The 13,777-nt window shown below is 54.1% G+C and carries 19 protein-coding genes; 4 read left to right on the forward strand and 15 right to left on the reverse strand.

Annotation, left to right across the window (positions count from 1 at the left end):
* Positions 1–302: 302 nt before the first annotated feature.
* On the reverse strand, positions 303–1,478 hold the full coding sequence (locus QEP12_RS12370; protein ID WP_284214444.1) for a site-specific integrase: 1,176 nt from the start codon (positions 1,476–1,478) through the stop codon (positions 303–305).
* Complete coding sequence (xisR, locus tag QEP12_RS17095; RefSeq protein WP_488798545.1) at positions 1,436–1,690, reverse strand: excisionase family protein; 255 nt, start codon at positions 1,688–1,690, stop codon at positions 1,436–1,438. Before xisR ends, QEP12_RS12370 begins: the two co-directional genes overlap by 43 nt.
* Before the next feature lie 333 nt (positions 1,691–2,023).
* On the opposite strand from xisR, the gene QEP12_RS12375 reads away from it, so the two are divergent.
* Together QEP12_RS12375 and QEP12_RS12380 are read left to right on the forward strand one after the other, a co-directional pair.
* Positions 2,024–2,233 (forward strand): hypothetical protein, encoded by a 210-nt coding sequence (locus tag QEP12_RS12375; RefSeq protein ID WP_284214445.1) that lies wholly within the window; start codon positions 2,024–2,026, stop codon positions 2,231–2,233.
* Between the two features lie 157 nt (positions 2,234–2,390).
* Positions 2,391–2,651 (forward strand): hypothetical protein, encoded by a 261-nt coding sequence (locus QEP12_RS12380; protein WP_174863869.1) that lies wholly within the window; start codon positions 2,391–2,393, stop codon positions 2,649–2,651.
* 122 nt (positions 2,652–2,773) lie between these two features.
* On the opposite strand, the gene QEP12_RS12385 is transcribed toward QEP12_RS12380, so the two are convergent.
* The 12 genes from QEP12_RS12385 to QEP12_RS12440 form a co-directional block, all read right to left on the reverse strand.
* Positions 2,774–3,643: a hypothetical protein gene (locus QEP12_RS12385; protein ID WP_284214447.1), complete on the reverse strand. Its 870-nt coding sequence runs from the start codon at positions 3,641–3,643 to the stop codon at positions 2,774–2,776.
* 2 nt (positions 3,644–3,645) lie between these two features.
* Complete coding sequence (locus tag QEP12_RS12390; RefSeq protein WP_284214448.1) at positions 3,646–4,263, reverse strand: 3'-5' exonuclease; 618 nt, start codon at positions 4,261–4,263, stop codon at positions 3,646–3,648.
* A 74-nt stretch (positions 4,264–4,337) separates the two neighbouring features.
* Positions 4,338–4,610: an HU family DNA-binding protein gene (locus QEP12_RS12395; RefSeq protein ID WP_284214449.1), complete on the reverse strand. Its 273-nt coding sequence runs from the start codon at positions 4,608–4,610 to the stop codon at positions 4,338–4,340.
* A 67-nt stretch (positions 4,611–4,677) separates the two neighbouring features.
* On the reverse strand, positions 4,678–6,471 hold the full coding sequence (locus tag QEP12_RS12400) for a lambda-exonuclease family protein (RefSeq protein ID WP_174863257.1): 1,794 nt from the start codon (positions 6,469–6,471) through the stop codon (positions 4,678–4,680).
* Positions 6,468–7,595 carry a recombinase family protein gene (locus QEP12_RS12405; protein WP_284214450.1) on the reverse strand — a complete coding sequence of 376 codons (1,128 nt, stop codon included), beginning with the start codon at positions 7,593–7,595 and terminating at the stop codon, positions 6,468–6,470. The genes QEP12_RS12400 and QEP12_RS12405 overlap by 4 nt, the downstream gene beginning before the upstream one ends.
* 7 nt (positions 7,596–7,602) lie before the next feature.
* Positions 7,603–7,761: a hypothetical protein gene (locus tag QEP12_RS12410; protein WP_174863259.1), complete on the reverse strand. Its 159-nt coding sequence runs from the start codon at positions 7,759–7,761 to the stop codon at positions 7,603–7,605.
* Entirely contained in the window at positions 7,758–7,898 is a 141-nt protein-coding gene (locus QEP12_RS12415; protein ID WP_284214451.1) for a hypothetical protein, read from the reverse strand. The genes QEP12_RS12410 and QEP12_RS12415 overlap by 4 nt, the downstream gene beginning before the upstream one ends.
* A gap of 110 nt (positions 7,899–8,008) precedes the next feature.
* Positions 8,009–8,356: a hypothetical protein gene (locus QEP12_RS12420; RefSeq protein ID WP_174863260.1), complete on the reverse strand. Its 348-nt coding sequence runs from the start codon at positions 8,354–8,356 to the stop codon at positions 8,009–8,011.
* 1,373 nt (positions 8,357–9,729) lie between these two features.
* Positions 9,730–10,089 carry a hypothetical protein gene (locus QEP12_RS12425; protein WP_174863261.1) on the reverse strand — a complete coding sequence of 120 codons (360 nt, stop codon included), beginning with the start codon at positions 10,087–10,089 and terminating at the stop codon, positions 9,730–9,732.
* 129 nt (positions 10,090–10,218) lie between these two features.
* Positions 10,219–10,422, reverse strand: coding sequence for a hypothetical protein (locus QEP12_RS12430; RefSeq protein ID WP_174863262.1), 204 nt, complete (start codon positions 10,420–10,422; stop codon positions 10,219–10,221).
* Complete coding sequence (locus QEP12_RS12435) at positions 10,419–11,714, reverse strand: hypothetical protein (protein ID WP_284214452.1); 1,296 nt, start codon at positions 11,712–11,714, stop codon at positions 10,419–10,421. The genes QEP12_RS12430 and QEP12_RS12435 overlap by 4 nt, the downstream gene beginning before the upstream one ends.
* Before the next feature lie 191 nt (positions 11,715–11,905).
* Positions 11,906–12,604 carry a S24 family peptidase gene (locus tag QEP12_RS12440; RefSeq protein ID WP_246254465.1) on the reverse strand — a complete coding sequence of 233 codons (699 nt, stop codon included), beginning with the start codon at positions 12,602–12,604 and terminating at the stop codon, positions 11,906–11,908.
* 84 nt (positions 12,605–12,688) lie between these two features.
* Here QEP12_RS12440 and QEP12_RS12445 point away from each other — a divergent pair, with 84 nt between their 5' ends.
* Complete coding sequence (locus QEP12_RS12445) at positions 12,689–12,940, forward strand: transcriptional regulator (RefSeq protein WP_174864108.1); 252 nt, start codon at positions 12,689–12,691, stop codon at positions 12,938–12,940.
* A 141-nt stretch (positions 12,941–13,081) separates the two neighbouring features.
* Here the strand turns inward: QEP12_RS12445 and QEP12_RS12450 are convergent, their stop codons facing one another.
* Positions 13,082–13,216 (reverse strand): hypothetical protein, encoded by a 135-nt coding sequence (locus tag QEP12_RS12450; protein ID WP_281355054.1) that lies wholly within the window; start codon positions 13,214–13,216, stop codon positions 13,082–13,084.
* A 244-nt stretch (positions 13,217–13,460) separates the two neighbouring features.
* Between QEP12_RS12450 and QEP12_RS12455 the strand changes: the two genes are divergently transcribed.
* A complete protein-coding gene (locus tag QEP12_RS12455) occupies positions 13,461–13,721 on the forward strand; it encodes a hypothetical protein (protein ID WP_284214453.1) in 261 nt (86 codons plus the stop codon).
* Positions 13,722–13,777 lie beyond the last annotated feature (56 nt).

A 13,777-nucleotide genomic window follows, 5' to 3' on the forward strand; every position in this document is an offset into this window, starting at 1 on the left:
AGATCACTGATGAAGATGGCTTACGAAAAAATTAGTGCATCAGCTTATACAAGCATTGACCGGGGAACACACCGGGGCACTTTGATCAAAAAGTGTAGCTGTTTTGCGTTGATTTATAAGGATAATTTCTTTGAGTTCAATTGACGCCAGCCCACCATACACCACAAGGCCACACAGTGAGAAATCACCGTGTGGCCTTTGTTTTTGCCCGTTTTCTTGTGCTTCGTGGTGCTGAATTCACACCGATTTCACACCAGATTCACACCGGGATTCGCACGGAAATCGCACGGAAATCGCACCGATCACTTGGCGAGTTGAGCTGCTGGCTTTGGCTTTTGGAAGTCTTCACGGATGAACTTGCCATAGGTTCTGAAGACCATCTCCACGTCCTCATGGCCCAGCTGGCTCGCTATGTACCAAGGGTTGGAACCAGCGGTCAGCATGGTTGAGGCATAGGTGTGCCGGATTTGATAGGGATTCCGGTACTTGATCCCGGCACGCTCCATGATGGGTAGCCATGCAGTTTTACGGATTTGTGCATCCGTGGACCAGGGTGCCAAGGTGCGTGGGTTGAGAAAAACACGCTGACCACGTTTGATGCTGATGGGCTTTTGTGCGATCAGCGCCGCTACAGCATCGGCATTTAGATCCACGACACGCAGTCCTGCAGCCGTTTTGGGGCTCTTGATCACACCTGCAACCTGGTTCAGCTCAATGCGAGCTGTCGCATTCTCAAGGTCGATGTGCTGCCACTCCAGAGCTTGAAGCTCTCCTGGACGCAGTCCGGTGTTGAACCAGAACTGAAAAGTGGGGCGTTCATCATCCCGGCAGGCGGCCAAAATAGCCTCTCGCTCTGACTGCGAGAATGGCTCAATGACGTAATCGCTCGACTTGCTGTTCTGTCGAATCAACTTGGCTAGGGCGATTTGGTCGAATGGGTTACTCACGACCAGCCCATCATTGAGCGCATCTTCGAACACGGAGCGCAATGGCGTGAGCATGTTTCGTATGGCCTTGGCGGTGCAGTCCATGTTGCCGATCCAGTCTCGCAGCAGGGCGGGAGTGACCTCGTGCAACTCCATGCCGTGCCAGCGCTGCATACGCTCGCCAGTCAGGCTTTTTTTGTAACCTGCAAAAGTCGCTGGTGACATCTTGCCGTTCTCCACCTGCTTTTGATAGAGCTGCAGCTGCTTATCAAGCAGCTCCTCCATAAGGCTAGAGTTGACGGTTTTCTTTTTCGCTTTGGTGCTTTCGGGGAAATACTCCTTGTAGACGAACTTTCCATCTGCAATCCGCCGAAGTATTTCGCCGCGCAGGTTAGCGGCGTACTGTACAGACGCTTTGTTGATCGGGCAGGGAGGCAGCAGCTCTCGACACTGTTTGCCCTCCCAGGTAAAGGCCACTTGGATACGTGGCCCTGATGCCATCTGCCGAATTAATACGCCCGTTGGCGTTGAGAGACTTGGTTTCTTATCCATTTGTCTGCTTCCTTCACATTGACATAAAGACGCCGCGCAATCACTGCGCAGTGAGTCCCGTCGAGCCACACGCCTTCTTTACGGCGCTGATGTACCGCATTCGGCGTGGTACCTGTGAGCTCTTGGTATTTGGAAGCCAGGACCCACTCAGGCTCAATGGAGACTCGTGTTTCAGGCGTGGCATTTTTGGTTGCTGTGTCGTGGTGCTTCATAGTTCACCCAATAAAAAAGCCCCGGCTTAGCGGGGCTGTGGTTCATCAAAGTCAGGCCAGGGTGTGCGCTTGTCGCGGCGCTGACGGGCTCTGCGGCTCATGGTGTTGTCCCCTTTTAGTGCCCACAAGGCAGGCCTTCGCCTTCCTGAGGTTCGTGGTGGACAGTTGCGCCGCAGCTGGCGCAGCGCTTGGGCGGGTGTAGGGGCTGAGGGGTGGGCAGGGTACTCATGTTGTGCTCCAGAAAAAAAGCCCGCCTGGCATGTGCCGTGCGGGCTTAGGTGAAGTGAGGTGGTTTTAGGCAACAATAGGGACTGATTCAAATATGGAAATTTTGTGAACCAACCTATTGCACACGCCGAACTCATCGCAAGTTATAAAAAAGTTGCTGCTGAAGCTGCCCAAAAAGCGGCTCTTGTACTGACCTTGTCTTCCAAAGGCCCTGCCACACTGAAAACGGCGGCTGAGACAGCATCTAAAGCCGCTCGTCGTCGCGATGTGATTGCATCTAAGCTGGCAAAGCTTGGGGTTGCGCTTCCTGTTTAAGTGCAGTGCCAACACATGGGTGCACTGCTGACCAGTCAGTTGTGAGCCCTTAATAACAAAACCCGCTTGTGCGGGTTTTTTGTTTAGCCTCCCCATGTTTCGGGTGCTGCGTTGTATAGAAAATTGGTGGAAAGTTTTTGCGGCTTAGACTGCAGGAATGTCTAGCCTCTACGAATCAATGACCGGTGCCCTGCGTGAGCACTGGAAAGCACATAACAACGCATACCCCCAGCGCTTTGAGCTGACAGTCAGTGCACATGCGGCCCTGGTGGAAAACCGTGAGCTGGTGGTCACGACCATGAACTACAGCAACCGCAGTGCGTTGGGCGATGACTTCTTGGGCGTGCCCATTGTTGTGTCTGACGCTGGCAATGTGATGGTGGCCGCTGATGGCACACGCGTGTCGCTTAGCATCTGATAAGCGGCTTCGGTCTCCGTGTGCAGGGGAATCAGGACAGCACCCAGGCGGGCGCTGCGCTCATGCCTCTGGAACAAAGATAGCCCGCACTTAGCGGGCATTTGCTTTGATAGCGTGGCTGATTAGCCTTCAGCTTCTTCCAGCGCTTGCTGAGAAACGACCTCAAAACTGGCCTTGTCCGTGTCTTCGTCAACGGCCGTGATGCGGATCACGACCAATAGGCCAGACTCGGTTTCAATGTCCAGTTCTTCGCCGACTTCAAGCGCTTCTTCAGAGTGAGTGGCTGCCAGCAGGGCGTCAATGCAGTCGTACTTCTCTTCATCGCAGCCGCGCGACCAGACTTTGCCCATGGCTGCAAGGGCAAACGCATCCTCAGGCGACTGCTGCCCATCCTCCAAATCCAGCTGGTCGGGATTCTTTTCCGGCGAAGCCTGGGTATCAGGCTTGCCAGCGCGGTAGCCTTTCTTTGCCACCTGGGCAGTAGCAGGTGCCAGCAGCTTGATATAGATGGGCTCTTCCGATGCCAGGCCGGACAGCTCACCGTAGAGGATGTTGTCCTGTAGCTCTTCGCCGTTGTACTGAATCGTGCCTTTGACCTCGACCGAGCCGCCTTCAAAGATTTCATACTGCAGGTTGGCCAGCACTACGTCTTGGAAGTCCACGCGGGCATCATCAAGGCCATAGTCCCAGATGAAACGATAGCCGCGCAGCTTCACACCCTTTTGGTAGTGGTACACCGTGGGCAGGTTGGGGTGTCGGATGTTGGGCAGGTGCGCCAACTCTTGGGGTAGCAGGCTCTCTTGCTGGGCATCTGCTGCGCGGTTGCAGTAGTGATGCACGCGCAGACCGTCCTGGATCAGGTCAAGCAGCTTGTTGTCACCGGTGAGGGTGAATGCCAGATCAATGGCGCGCACCTTCTCTTCCCCGTGCAGTTCGCGGCGAGGGTTGGCGTTGGTGATGTTGACTTCGGTGGGCTCTACGAGTTGGAACATCGTTACTGTCCTTTGTTGAGGTCTTGGATTGCGAAATAAACGCGCATGCAGGCCAGCGCATCACCGCGGGCGGTGTGCTGCCCGGGAAAGTCCTGCCCGAAAAAGTGCTGGTAAGCCTCCAGCAGCGTCGGCGTTTTGTTGCCACCGCGCATCTTGGCCGTGGGTGGCAGCTTGCAGATTGGTGTTGCCAGGCGCGCGGTGCACTCTGCGGCACCAGACTTCCACTCATCGGACATTGGCAGGTCTTCGTCTGGCTCGCGAGGGTCAATGAAACGCTTAGCGCCAATGCGCACCACACGGGCATCAAACGGCTCGTTGTGGCCAATACGAACCGTTGCATTGCTGTGCAGTGCCAGCAGCATGTCAACGGCTTGGGCTTCAGGGATGCCGAAATCCAGTGCCTTCTGGGTGCTGATACCGTGGATGGCGGTCATGTCATCCGGGATGGACCAGCCTTGGGGGCGCACGATCACGTCCATGGAGGAGAGGGTCGCGCGGGTGTCCAAGTCGACCAAGAACGCGGCCAGCTGCACGATGTGTGGCTGATCTGGGTGGCTGCTGGGTTCTTTGAACAGTGGCATGCCGGTCGTCTCGGCATCGTAAAAGAGTGCGGTGCGCATGATTTCCTTATGGTTCAGGCAATAAAAAAGCCCGCTTGGTTAGAGCGGGCTTGCGGTAGTAGCTATTGTTTTGTTCAGTTCAGCGCATCCTTGAGTGCTTTGCCTGCGGTGAACTTGGGCACCTTGGCGGCCTTGATTTCGACTGCTTCGCCAGTGCGAGGGTTGCGCCCAGTGCGCGCAGCACGCTTGTTCACGGAGAAGGTGCCAAATCCCACCAGTGAGATAGTGCCTCCTTTTTTGAGGGTGGACTTCACGGCTGCAATGGTGGCATCCAGCGTGCGTGCTGCGGCTGCCTTGGAAATATCGGCGTTGTGGGCAATGTGTTCTATCAGGTCTGTCTTGTTCATGGATGGCTCCTTTTAGACGGTAAAAAATTAGTCTAGCGCTTATCTGTAAAAGCGCTAGTGCTATGTTTTATGCATTGACTGCTTGCAGGTCATCGGCTAGCTTGCGATAGCCCAAGGAAAGCAGCAGCATCAGGCGGCGGGCATTGGCTTCGGTAATTTGCACGGCAGAGCGCTCTTTGCTGAACGCAATACCGTGGTGCTCCAACGTGGCAGCGCTAATCTTGCCAAGGCCCAAACCTTCCATGCGCGTGTTCAACTGGCCCAGAGTCAAGAGTGGGCCATTGTCGGCTGCAGCACTGGCCTGCGCCGCCGTGATTGCTTCTTGTGCATCCACGCCAGCCAGATCCTCTGCCGCCTTATGGGCTACCAGCCCCTTTAAGTCCTGGGCAACTGGCTGGGCCAGCTCGCCAGACTGCTGGGCCTGAGCGATGGCTGCTTGCTCTTGCTGGGCCTGCGCCTGAATGCGTTTGCGCTCAGCTTCTGCAGCCTCTCGCTCCAGGCGAGCAGCTTCTTCCTTGCGGATCTGCTCTCGCTGGACTTCCAAGCGTTGTGCTTCGGCCTGCTTGTGGTTGCCGATGCGCAGTGAGGCCAGAGCTTGGAAGTCTTCTGCAGCCTTGGTGCCCACGGTCGCAAAGTCAGCAAACAGGGCAATCCAGTCCCCATCGTCTTGTACCAGGTGCTGGCGGTTGGCCTCCAGCCGGCAGGCCTGCTGGTTGGCTTCGTGCTTCGCATTGGTCAGGGCTACGGCTACCTTGTCACGCATGCTGTCCAGCGACTTCAGGCCCTTGATCGTTTCCGCAAATCCACCCGCAATACGAGGCAGCCAATTGGTGCCCAGGCGCTTGTTCAGCGCGGCCACATGGGCGTCCAGATCCTGCTGGGCACCTGTCACAAGGCCAGTGCGCAGCCGATCTTTTTCTGCAGTCACCAGCTTCTCAGTAGCCAAGCGGGCGGTGCGCGCCATACCCGCATAGTCATCCATGAGACGAAAGGCCTCTTCGACTGGCACAAACTTACTTAAAGCATCAGCCTTTCTTGTGCGAATACCTTCTTCGATTTTCTTTAACGCTTTTGCAGCCGCCTCTGCATTTGCAAAATCTTGATCGTTGCTTGGCTGTTTTGGAATTCGCTCAATGAAGTTCCGCAGCGCATTCCCAAAGGCAGGCAGATTTCCGCCGACAGTCAAATCGCCACTGATCTCGACTACCACAGCAGGCAGGCTTTCCACCGGCTCGGCTACCACGGGCGCAGGGCGCTCAGCTGCTGGGTCATAGGCGGCTACATCCTTTTCCAGCTGCTCCCAGCCAGCAATGATCTGGGCGCGCAGCTCGGCGTCTGGCTCGTACCAGCAGTGGCGTTCTTCGATCAGCTGGCCGTCACCCGTCCACTCGCTGGCCATGAACAAGATGCGCTCGCAGCCGGACACCATGGCTTGGTGCTCCATCTGTACTTGGTACTGCAGAGGTAGATCTGTGCCCGTGCAGCCTTCGTGCATGGCTTCGCGCAAGCTCTTGTTGAGAGTCTTATGCTCCAGAGCCTGGTCGTTCATGAAGGTCAGACCGTCAAAGCTGGCGCTGTATTTGCCCTTAACGCCCACGCAAGGCGACAAGTCCTCGCCAATGATTTCTTCCCCCAGAGGCCGGGCCAAGGCTTCAAAGCGGTGGCCGTCATCAAAACGACGCTGCGTGGCGGCATCCACTTCACCGCTCAAGCCGGTAGCCAGTTCTTTGACCAGCTCCGAGCGGGTTTTGTAGCTGCTGCAGCCCATCATGGCTGGGGCATCGCTGGCGTTGAAGTGCTTGGCGCGGTGGGCATGCCATTCGGCACTACCTTGAACGAGGGATACGATTTGCATGCTCATGCTTGCTCCAGCTCCGCTTGCTTGGCGGTAAAGATTTCGTTGAGACGCAGCGCGGCCGCTTCGTCGGTGATGGCTTCGATCAGGCCGGCCAGCTCGTAGAGCTTGTCCAGGTCGTTGCAGGCTTGCATGTCTGCTGCCAGCTTGTCGGCGTCTACTTGAGGTGCGTCGGTGGCAGTGGTTGAGGCGGGCTGCTGCAGCTTGGCGACTTCGGCGCGCAGTTGCTTTTCTTGGGCGGGCGTGACTGTTGCCTTGGACTTGAGCCACGCCAGCACGTCATCAATTGTCTTTTGGCCATCGACCACCGACTTGGCCCACGTGCTCACGTTGTTGTCAAACTTGGTCTGGTCGTAATCTGGCAAGACGACCTCAGCGGCGCCCATACTCTTTGGCACTGCCTGGGCGCCTGCGTGCACCAACGTGCCATCAGGCTCTTGCACAAAAACGTCCTGCACCTCCTCGGCGGTCGGCAGGCCCATCAGCAGCTCGGGCGCGTAGATACGGCCAAAGAAGGCTGCAGACCGGTAGCGCAGCATCAGGTCGGGCATGGAGCGCCACTTGCTGCCGTTCTTGCCGTACCAGCCTTCGTTGACTGCCATTTCCATGGTCACGGGGGCCGATTCCACGCGCTGGCCCGTCGCCTTTTCAAGGGCCCAGGCAACGCACCGGGCGTTTTTGACGCGGATCTTTTGCTTCTTCTCCACCTTCTGGTTGTTGACCCATTCAAATGTGGAGTAGGTTGCGTCAATCTCGTCCAGCCATTCCAGATCGAAGCGCAGCGGAGAAAAGCGGCCGCAGTTGTTGATGGCCGCGATGATGAACTGGCTCGACCAACTGGGCTTGCCCTCGATGGGGTACAAGTTCTGCATGATCATCAGCGGGTTCGCGTTCATACGCTGCGCCATGTCCAGCGCGATCATGCAGTTGGACAGGGCGGCTGGGTTTTCCTCCCAGCGCGCGCGCTCTCCGTAGCCTTTTTGGACGCGCGCCTGATATGCCGCGGGCACCATGGTGCTGTTGGCAAAGGCCTTGGCGCTGCGTTGCAGGAATTCAAAGCTGGCCAGATCGCCAAAGCCCATGGTGACGGGAAGGGCCGATGTTTCGGCCTGGCTTGTTACTGCATTCATTCAAACCTCACAGTGGAAAAACGGGGTTGGGGGTGCACTTGGCTATGACGCCAGCGCAGAAGATGGCGAAACAGGGGATGGCAATCACCCAAAACAAAGCCCGCACAGTGGCGGGCTTGAATCGGCGGCGCTTGGGGATGCGCTGGAGTTGCAGGGGGGGGCTCATGTAACGCGCTCCATGCAGAGAACCGTCACAGAGCGGGCCATGGGCCAGCACACTTGGGCCCATGCGTGGGCAGCAAGCGCAGAGGGGAAAGGGTGCTCAAACTCACCAGCACCGCTGACTTTGATTTTGAAAAGCATGGCTTGCTCCTTAAAGCGCATCCGCGCTGTGCTCGGAATCCGTAGGCCCCAGCAACTCGAGCACTTGCTCGGGCGGCAGCGGCTCTGGGTAGGTGGGCGGTGGGGTGTAGTCAAACTGCATCTGGATACCCTGCAATTGACGGCCAAAAGTGCTTGGCCATGTATGAAGCCAAAGCCTCGCGCAGCTTTTGAGCGGCTGGAGCGGGGTCGGTCATCAGTGCGTCAAACGCATCGGTGACATCGTCGTCATTGCCAATTGCGTCGACCATCACCTCATCGGGAGTCAGCATCGTGTCGCCGACATGGTGGGCCTTGTACCAACTGGCCTGCTTGGAACTCAGGGCTTCGAGGGCAATGCCATATGCCTTGATTTCCAATGCTTCAGCCTGTGCTGCGCGCAGGTCTTGTTCGTTTTCCCAGCGCTCAGCATCTGCACAGGGGTTAGCAGTCATTAACATAGTGAGCCTTCAGAAACAAAAAAGCCCGCGTATTGCGGGCTTGGGGGAATAAAGAGCCGGTGCCTTTCGGCATGTCATGGGAATGCATGAGAGGGAGGGAGGAGATACCCACGACCCGGCTGGAAAAACGATCAGGTCAACTGTCAAGTGTTGGCTGACAGTTCACCAAATCGCCCTGCATATCGCTGCAGGCGGCGGTGTTTATTGCCCACGGGGCGCTATCACTTACACGATGCTCTCCAATCTCATAGATTGCCATTCTGGTTTGGCCTAGCCGGATCAATATCCGACACCGTGCGCTGTCGGCGTGGGCAGCTGTACCTTGGAATTCCCGACACTTACCCCTGTCGGGCCGCGCGCCTATCGCGGTTGTTCTGGGGGTACAAAATCAAACCGCAGCCCTCTGTCACAAGGCTCTGGTTTGTCTCCCCTGGTTGTGACCCCAGGGGCGCGGCTTGCATCTCCTGACTGCTGTCAGCTCAAGTCGCCTTGCGTATGGCCTCGGTTCCGGTAATTCAACGGGCTTGGCCAACCACTTTTGCTTCTGCCGTGGTGCTCAGGGGCAGGGCCTTGCGGCCTGTTCATCCTTCGGGGAGCCTTAAGAGCAGATTGAATGGGGCAATCGTCTGAGATACTTGCTCTGGGTGCTGATAACACCCGCTGCGGCCATCAACCGCTTAAGGTGAAAAGAAACCAGCTAGGGTCAGCGCTGTCATCGTGTCGAGCCACGTTTAAAAGCGCAAACAAAGACAGCCTTATCTAAACCTGTCAATTGAGCCGATGCCAACCTCACATTCGCGGCAAGAGGCTGGCCGCGCTAGCAACGGCGCGTAATAAGTCGTAGCGGGATTAACGTCCCGTGGCCACGGGGCATTCCAAAGGGCAACCAATGAAATGCCGAGTGAAGGTGAGCTTCAACATTGACCTGGCCAAGTGCATCACTGCAATTGGCTTTGTCATCCTCGTGTTGAAGCTGTGACCATGTGGGGCAGGGCGGGCAACCGTCCTGCTTCCCGCTGAACTTCTTGCGCTCACTCAGCGACCACCCCAATCAATCTGTTCTTTGGCTCGGTTTTTAAAGACCCGAGGTGCTGGCTCGATCACTTGGCACCCATCGCCTTGGTGCACCGCCTGCATCGCCCCTTTTGGAGCTAACCCCGCCTTTGCTTCTTGTCGGCTTCGGCCCCGGATCGCTGGGCCTTGGGTGTTTCGCGGTTTGGTGCTGCGATGGGTGAACTTTAGCGCTAGGCTAATATCTGTGTCAATAGCCATTGGCTAATATTTTTCATCTACCACTAAACTGCTCCCCATGACCACACACCACAGAGGCGAAAAAAAACCCGCTCGGGGCGGGCTTTGGATGTGTTGTAGGTTTAATAGCAGCCGTACTGGTTGCAAGACTTGTAGTAGCCGTTGCCTCTGCTGTCCGTGCCTTGGTGCACCGTCGTACCTCCAAACGTGCTCGTTGTTCCATTCCAACTGTTGCCGTCTTTGGCCGTACCGTTGTGATAGGTCGTATTCCCATAGGTTTGAGATTGTTGCGACCAGGACTCCCCCTGTGCGTTCATGCCTTGCACGTAGGTCGAGTTTCCGTACTTCTGCACGGAGTAAGAGTTGCCAGAGTTATCAGTACAGGTCTTGTAAGTGTCACCGCCAAAGCAGCTGGCGTGGACGCTGCTTGCGGCTGTGAATAGAGCGATGCCAGACAACGCAGTTACTAAAATTCCTCGCATGTAGTCCCTCTTTGAAGTGTTGAATTCGGGAGAGTCTGTATCAAGCGTTCTTGGATGAGACGACCGTTTGTCGGGGCGAAAAAAAGCCCGCTAGGGGCGGGCCTTTTGAAGCAACTAGGTATCGAACAGTTACGGTTGTTTTTTTAGCTGATTTGCATGACGAGAGGCAATAGCATTGCGCAAACGCTCTTTGTACTCTGATATTTGTTCTGGCGTAGCAGCTGGTGGAGGGCTAACTTGACTTGGAGAGCGCATGCGCATGGAATTTAAGCGTAAAGCAATCGAGATCATGCTTGGCTCTTCGCGCTTGACTTCGTTGTACAGGTAGTTCATGAATTTGCTCCAGCGGATGATTGTATGCGACTCATGTACCTATGGTTAAGGCTAGCATCAAAGTAGAGCTTGCGCTTCAGCCAGACCAAGCCTTCAGCTTTTGTAATGACAGCAACGTCAATTGGTCCGCCTACAGATTGGGTACCACGCGTCACCTTTTCCTTTAGAGATTCAAGCATCACTAAAGTTTCGGCTAGCTCCCCAAGCTCTGGCAATGGTAACCCACCTACGATCTCAAGCAAAGGGTCAAGATGAGCGCTTATAGCATTGCTTATCCATTGATTGGAGAATGGGCGTAAATTACTCTGAATAATCTTAGAAACAATATTAGGATCTGCAACTAAATTATGAGCATTTAGTACTTCATAGCATGTTTTCTCTACGCTTTTAAGATAGCTATTTTCAACAAAAACTGTTACATCATCGCTAGCTCCAAGCATAAAAGTTTCAACCATGTTGCTAGTGGCAAATGGTTTTATGAAGCTTCCGTTGCCGAAATGGCTTATTTCGTTGGTATCACCAAGCGTATGCAAAAGCTTTTTTCCAATGAATCCATAAATTTTAATTTCTCTACAAACGGGTAGATATTCATTCTCGCCATATCCTGCAATAACTATCCCTGTGTAAGAGCTTCTCAAAATTACTAATGCTTCTTTTAAGAGTGAGTCGCTAATGAATTTAGTTATGTCATAATCAGATATTAACGATTGAATGTCCTTATATTTTTTCCAATCATTTGATTCATTCAAATATTTTGATATTACGTTTTGATGTTCAGCATGGAATCCATCAGGATCGATATCGCTTAAAGCGTTGTCGTAAGGTATCGAATCAAGATATTTTTTTGCAATTAAGAACGAGGATTCTATGGATTCTTGTAACGGTGTCCCAGATGAAACCGAGTTATCGATAGTGTTGGAAAGGCGTGAAACTACGTTATAAACGGCTGCATAAATAGATTGATAGTTTCCAAATTCTAATACTTCATCTGTGAGAAGTCCGGAAGATTGATTGCTATCTATATGTTTTAAAAACTCTTCTTGATATTGCTTGATTGTTTCAAATGACCCTTTTGATTTCTTTCGAAAATCTTTGATGATCAGTTCCCAAGGCACAGATGCAATACTTGCATTGTTGTAAATCAAACATGCAACAGGATCATGTTCAGTTAATTGAAAAATTTTATTTACACCAGAAGCATAAGTTCTGTCACCGTTTTTTGTTCTGGTGACTGCACTATCTGCAGCTAATGCAATCCCTAGCTTGTTTGCTACAGCAACTTCACAAGTCAATTTTTATCTCCTTCATTCTTTTAATTTTCCCCGGAACATTTCGCGTGCTACCAATTAGTGTGCAACTATCCATCTTTTAGCTGCCCAGACCAAGCCTCCAACCAGCCAAAAGGCGAAAGCAAAGGGAGAGGCACGGCTGAAGGTGCATCAGCGTCTCCAAAACTTTCGGCAGTGGTCAATCATGGTTGTCATTAACGGTAGAGCCGCCGATGCTCAACCATGGTTCCAATTATTTCAATGGCTTGCTCGCTTGATCGCATCGTCGGGTAGTCCTCATTGAGGGGGATCAACTCAAAAATATCGTTACCCAGTACATCAACTGAACGAGGACGGTATTTCTTAAAGGTGGCTTCCTCGCGCCCATTCTTTGCAACCACAAAGGAGCCAGGGCGTGGGCGAACAGAGGGATCAATCACAATCAGATCACCATCCTTAAAGTCTGGCTCCATGGAATTGCCACGAACTACCAGAACAAAGGTGTTAGGTGAGTGTGTATCACTGGTTACCAGCCATTCGTTTGCATCCCCAGGCTGAAAGCTGTTAACAATTTCAGTCCACATACCAGCCTGAACATAAGAAATTACAGGAACTCGGCGCACGCCTGATGGCATGACGAATTCCGCATTAGATCCACCTGGCGTCTTTAACTCATCCTTGTTAGCCGGGGCATCCATCCAGCCACCGGGTTTCCCTGTCTTTAGTTCAATTTCGCGGGCAATCGCATTGCTCATCACGCGAGGCTTGCCTGTTTTTGAGTTCACAGACGCGTTTAGCCATTGGCTGATTTGAGCCGGTGCTTTGCCAATGATTTCGGAGAGCGCAGCTTGACTGCCTGCTTCTTTAATCAGCAGGCCAAGCTTTTCACGTCGCGTTACATCTATCGGTTGCATATCTTGAGTATTTAGCGGCTGGCTAATATTGGCAATGAGCCATAGGCTATTGACATTGTTTAGCCTCAGGCTAACAATGCACGTATGAAGCTATCGGAATACCTCAATCAGCAAGAGCGCGGTGGAAAAGCTGCGCTTGCGAGAAAGATCGGCGCCCACACTCCGGACTTGTCGGACTGGATTGCCGGAAACCGGCCTATCCCAGTTAAGTACTGCCTCCTTATTGAGCGAGAGACTGGCGGTGCAGTAACCAGAGCAGATTGCCGTCCTAACGATTGGCAAGCTTATTGGCCGGACTTCAACCCTCTCACCACCCAAGAGGTGAGCCATGGCTGAGCTGCAAACCTTCACGCTCCCCGTCGGAACTGCTCTTTCTGGAGAAAACATAGGTGCCACGCTACGCGCTGATGCGGTGGTGGTGTGCCACCCAAAAGATGAGTACCTCATCCGGGCGGCACTGAAGCTGCCAGCTGACGATCAGCGCTTGAGCACATCTACCAGCCACTCGCTGCCTTTGGCATCGATGCCTTGCCAGGCAGCTTCTTGCCCGGTTATGTCGACCACAAACAGCTCGTCGTTGGCGTCCAAGAACGTGGAAACCCAGTCTCGCACTTGTGCTGCTGACGAGTGCGTTTCCACGATCCACGTCGTTGTCAGCCTTGACCAGCGAGTTGGGAATGTGGAGACGATTGCTTCGCGAAGTTGAGCTCTTTTGCTCTACGAACCCTCTTTGTTCAAGTCGTAAGTGAACAAGATCTTTTTCATGTCCGCCCTCCGTGAGGCTGTTGATGGTTGTGTAAGCAGCGCCATCGTAGCCCAGGGTGCGGCGGGCACCTTTTCCTTGGAGGCCTGACCTATGGCACCCCATGAATCCCCCATGTTTTCCCGTCGCCCAGCTGGTGCTGGCGAGGTCGGCGAGCTGCGCGGCAACTGCCCCAAGTCGTTGCTGTCTGCGCTGGATGCCTTGGCCATGGCGCGCAACCTTGATCGCACGGCGTACGTGAATCAAGTGCTGGATGCGCATGTGGCTGATGAAGTGCATAAGGCCAGTGTCCTTGTGCGGACGCTGCGCGGCAATCCATTCCTTCCGGACGATCTCGGAGGGACATCGGAGTGATTACTTCACCTACACGTGTGGCCGGGGCAAGGCTTACAGATAACGCTTTTTCTCCG

This window comes from Comamonas jiangduensis, from assembly GCF_030162955.1.
Taxonomy (GTDB): domain Bacteria; phylum Pseudomonadota; class Gammaproteobacteria; order Burkholderiales; family Burkholderiaceae_C; genus Comamonas; species Comamonas jiangduensis.

Excerpts from the sequence above, each read along its gene's own strand:
- QEP12_RS12370 (WP_284214444.1), bottom strand. The coding sequence starts at position 1,478 with ATGGATAAGAAACCAAGTCTCTCAACGCCAACGGGCGTATTAATTCGG.
- xisR (WP_488798545.1), bottom strand. The coding sequence starts at position 1,690 with ATGAAGCACCACGACACAGCAACCAAAAATGCCACGCCTGAAACACGA.
- QEP12_RS12380 (WP_174863869.1), top strand. The coding sequence starts at position 2,391 with ATGTCTAGCCTCTACGAATCAATGACCGGTGCCCTGCGTGAGCACTGG.
- QEP12_RS12385 (WP_284214447.1), bottom strand. The coding sequence starts at position 3,643 with ATGTTCCAACTCGTAGAGCCCACCGAAGTCAACATCACCAACGCCAAC.
- QEP12_RS12390 (WP_284214448.1), bottom strand. The coding sequence starts at position 4,263 with ATGCGCACCGCACTCTTTTACGATGCCGAGACGACCGGCATGCCACTG.
- QEP12_RS12395 (WP_284214449.1), bottom strand. The coding sequence starts at position 4,610 with ATGAACAAGACAGACCTGATAGAACACATTGCCCACAACGCCGATATT.
- QEP12_RS12400 (WP_174863257.1), bottom strand. The coding sequence starts at position 6,471 with ATGAGCATGCAAATCGTATCCCTCGTTCAAGGTAGTGCCGAATGGCAT.
- QEP12_RS12405 (WP_284214450.1), bottom strand. The coding sequence starts at position 7,595 with ATGAATGCAGTAACAAGCCAGGCCGAAACATCGGCCCTTCCCGTCACC.
- QEP12_RS12410 (WP_174863259.1), bottom strand. The coding sequence starts at position 7,761 with ATGAGCCCCCCCCTGCAACTCCAGCGCATCCCCAAGCGCCGCCGATTC.
- QEP12_RS12415 (WP_284214451.1), bottom strand. The coding sequence starts at position 7,898 with ATGCTTTTCAAAATCAAAGTCAGCGGTGCTGGTGAGTTTGAGCACCCT.
- QEP12_RS12420 (WP_174863260.1), bottom strand. The coding sequence starts at position 8,356 with ATGTTAATGACTGCTAACCCCTGTGCAGATGCTGAGCGCTGGGAAAAC.
- QEP12_RS12425 (WP_174863261.1), bottom strand. The coding sequence starts at position 10,089 with ATGCGAGGAATTTTAGTAACTGCGTTGTCTGGCATCGCTCTATTCACA.
- QEP12_RS12430 (WP_174863262.1), bottom strand. The coding sequence starts at position 10,422 with ATGAACTACCTGTACAACGAAGTCAAGCGCGAAGAGCCAAGCATGATC.
- QEP12_RS12440 (WP_246254465.1), bottom strand. The coding sequence starts at position 12,604 with ATGCAACCGATAGATGTAACGCGACGTGAAAAGCTTGGCCTGCTGATT.
- QEP12_RS12445 (WP_174864108.1), top strand. The coding sequence starts at position 12,689 with ATGAAGCTATCGGAATACCTCAATCAGCAAGAGCGCGGTGGAAAAGCT.
- QEP12_RS12455 (WP_284214453.1), top strand. The coding sequence starts at position 13,461 with ATGGCACCCCATGAATCCCCCATGTTTTCCCGTCGCCCAGCTGGTGCT.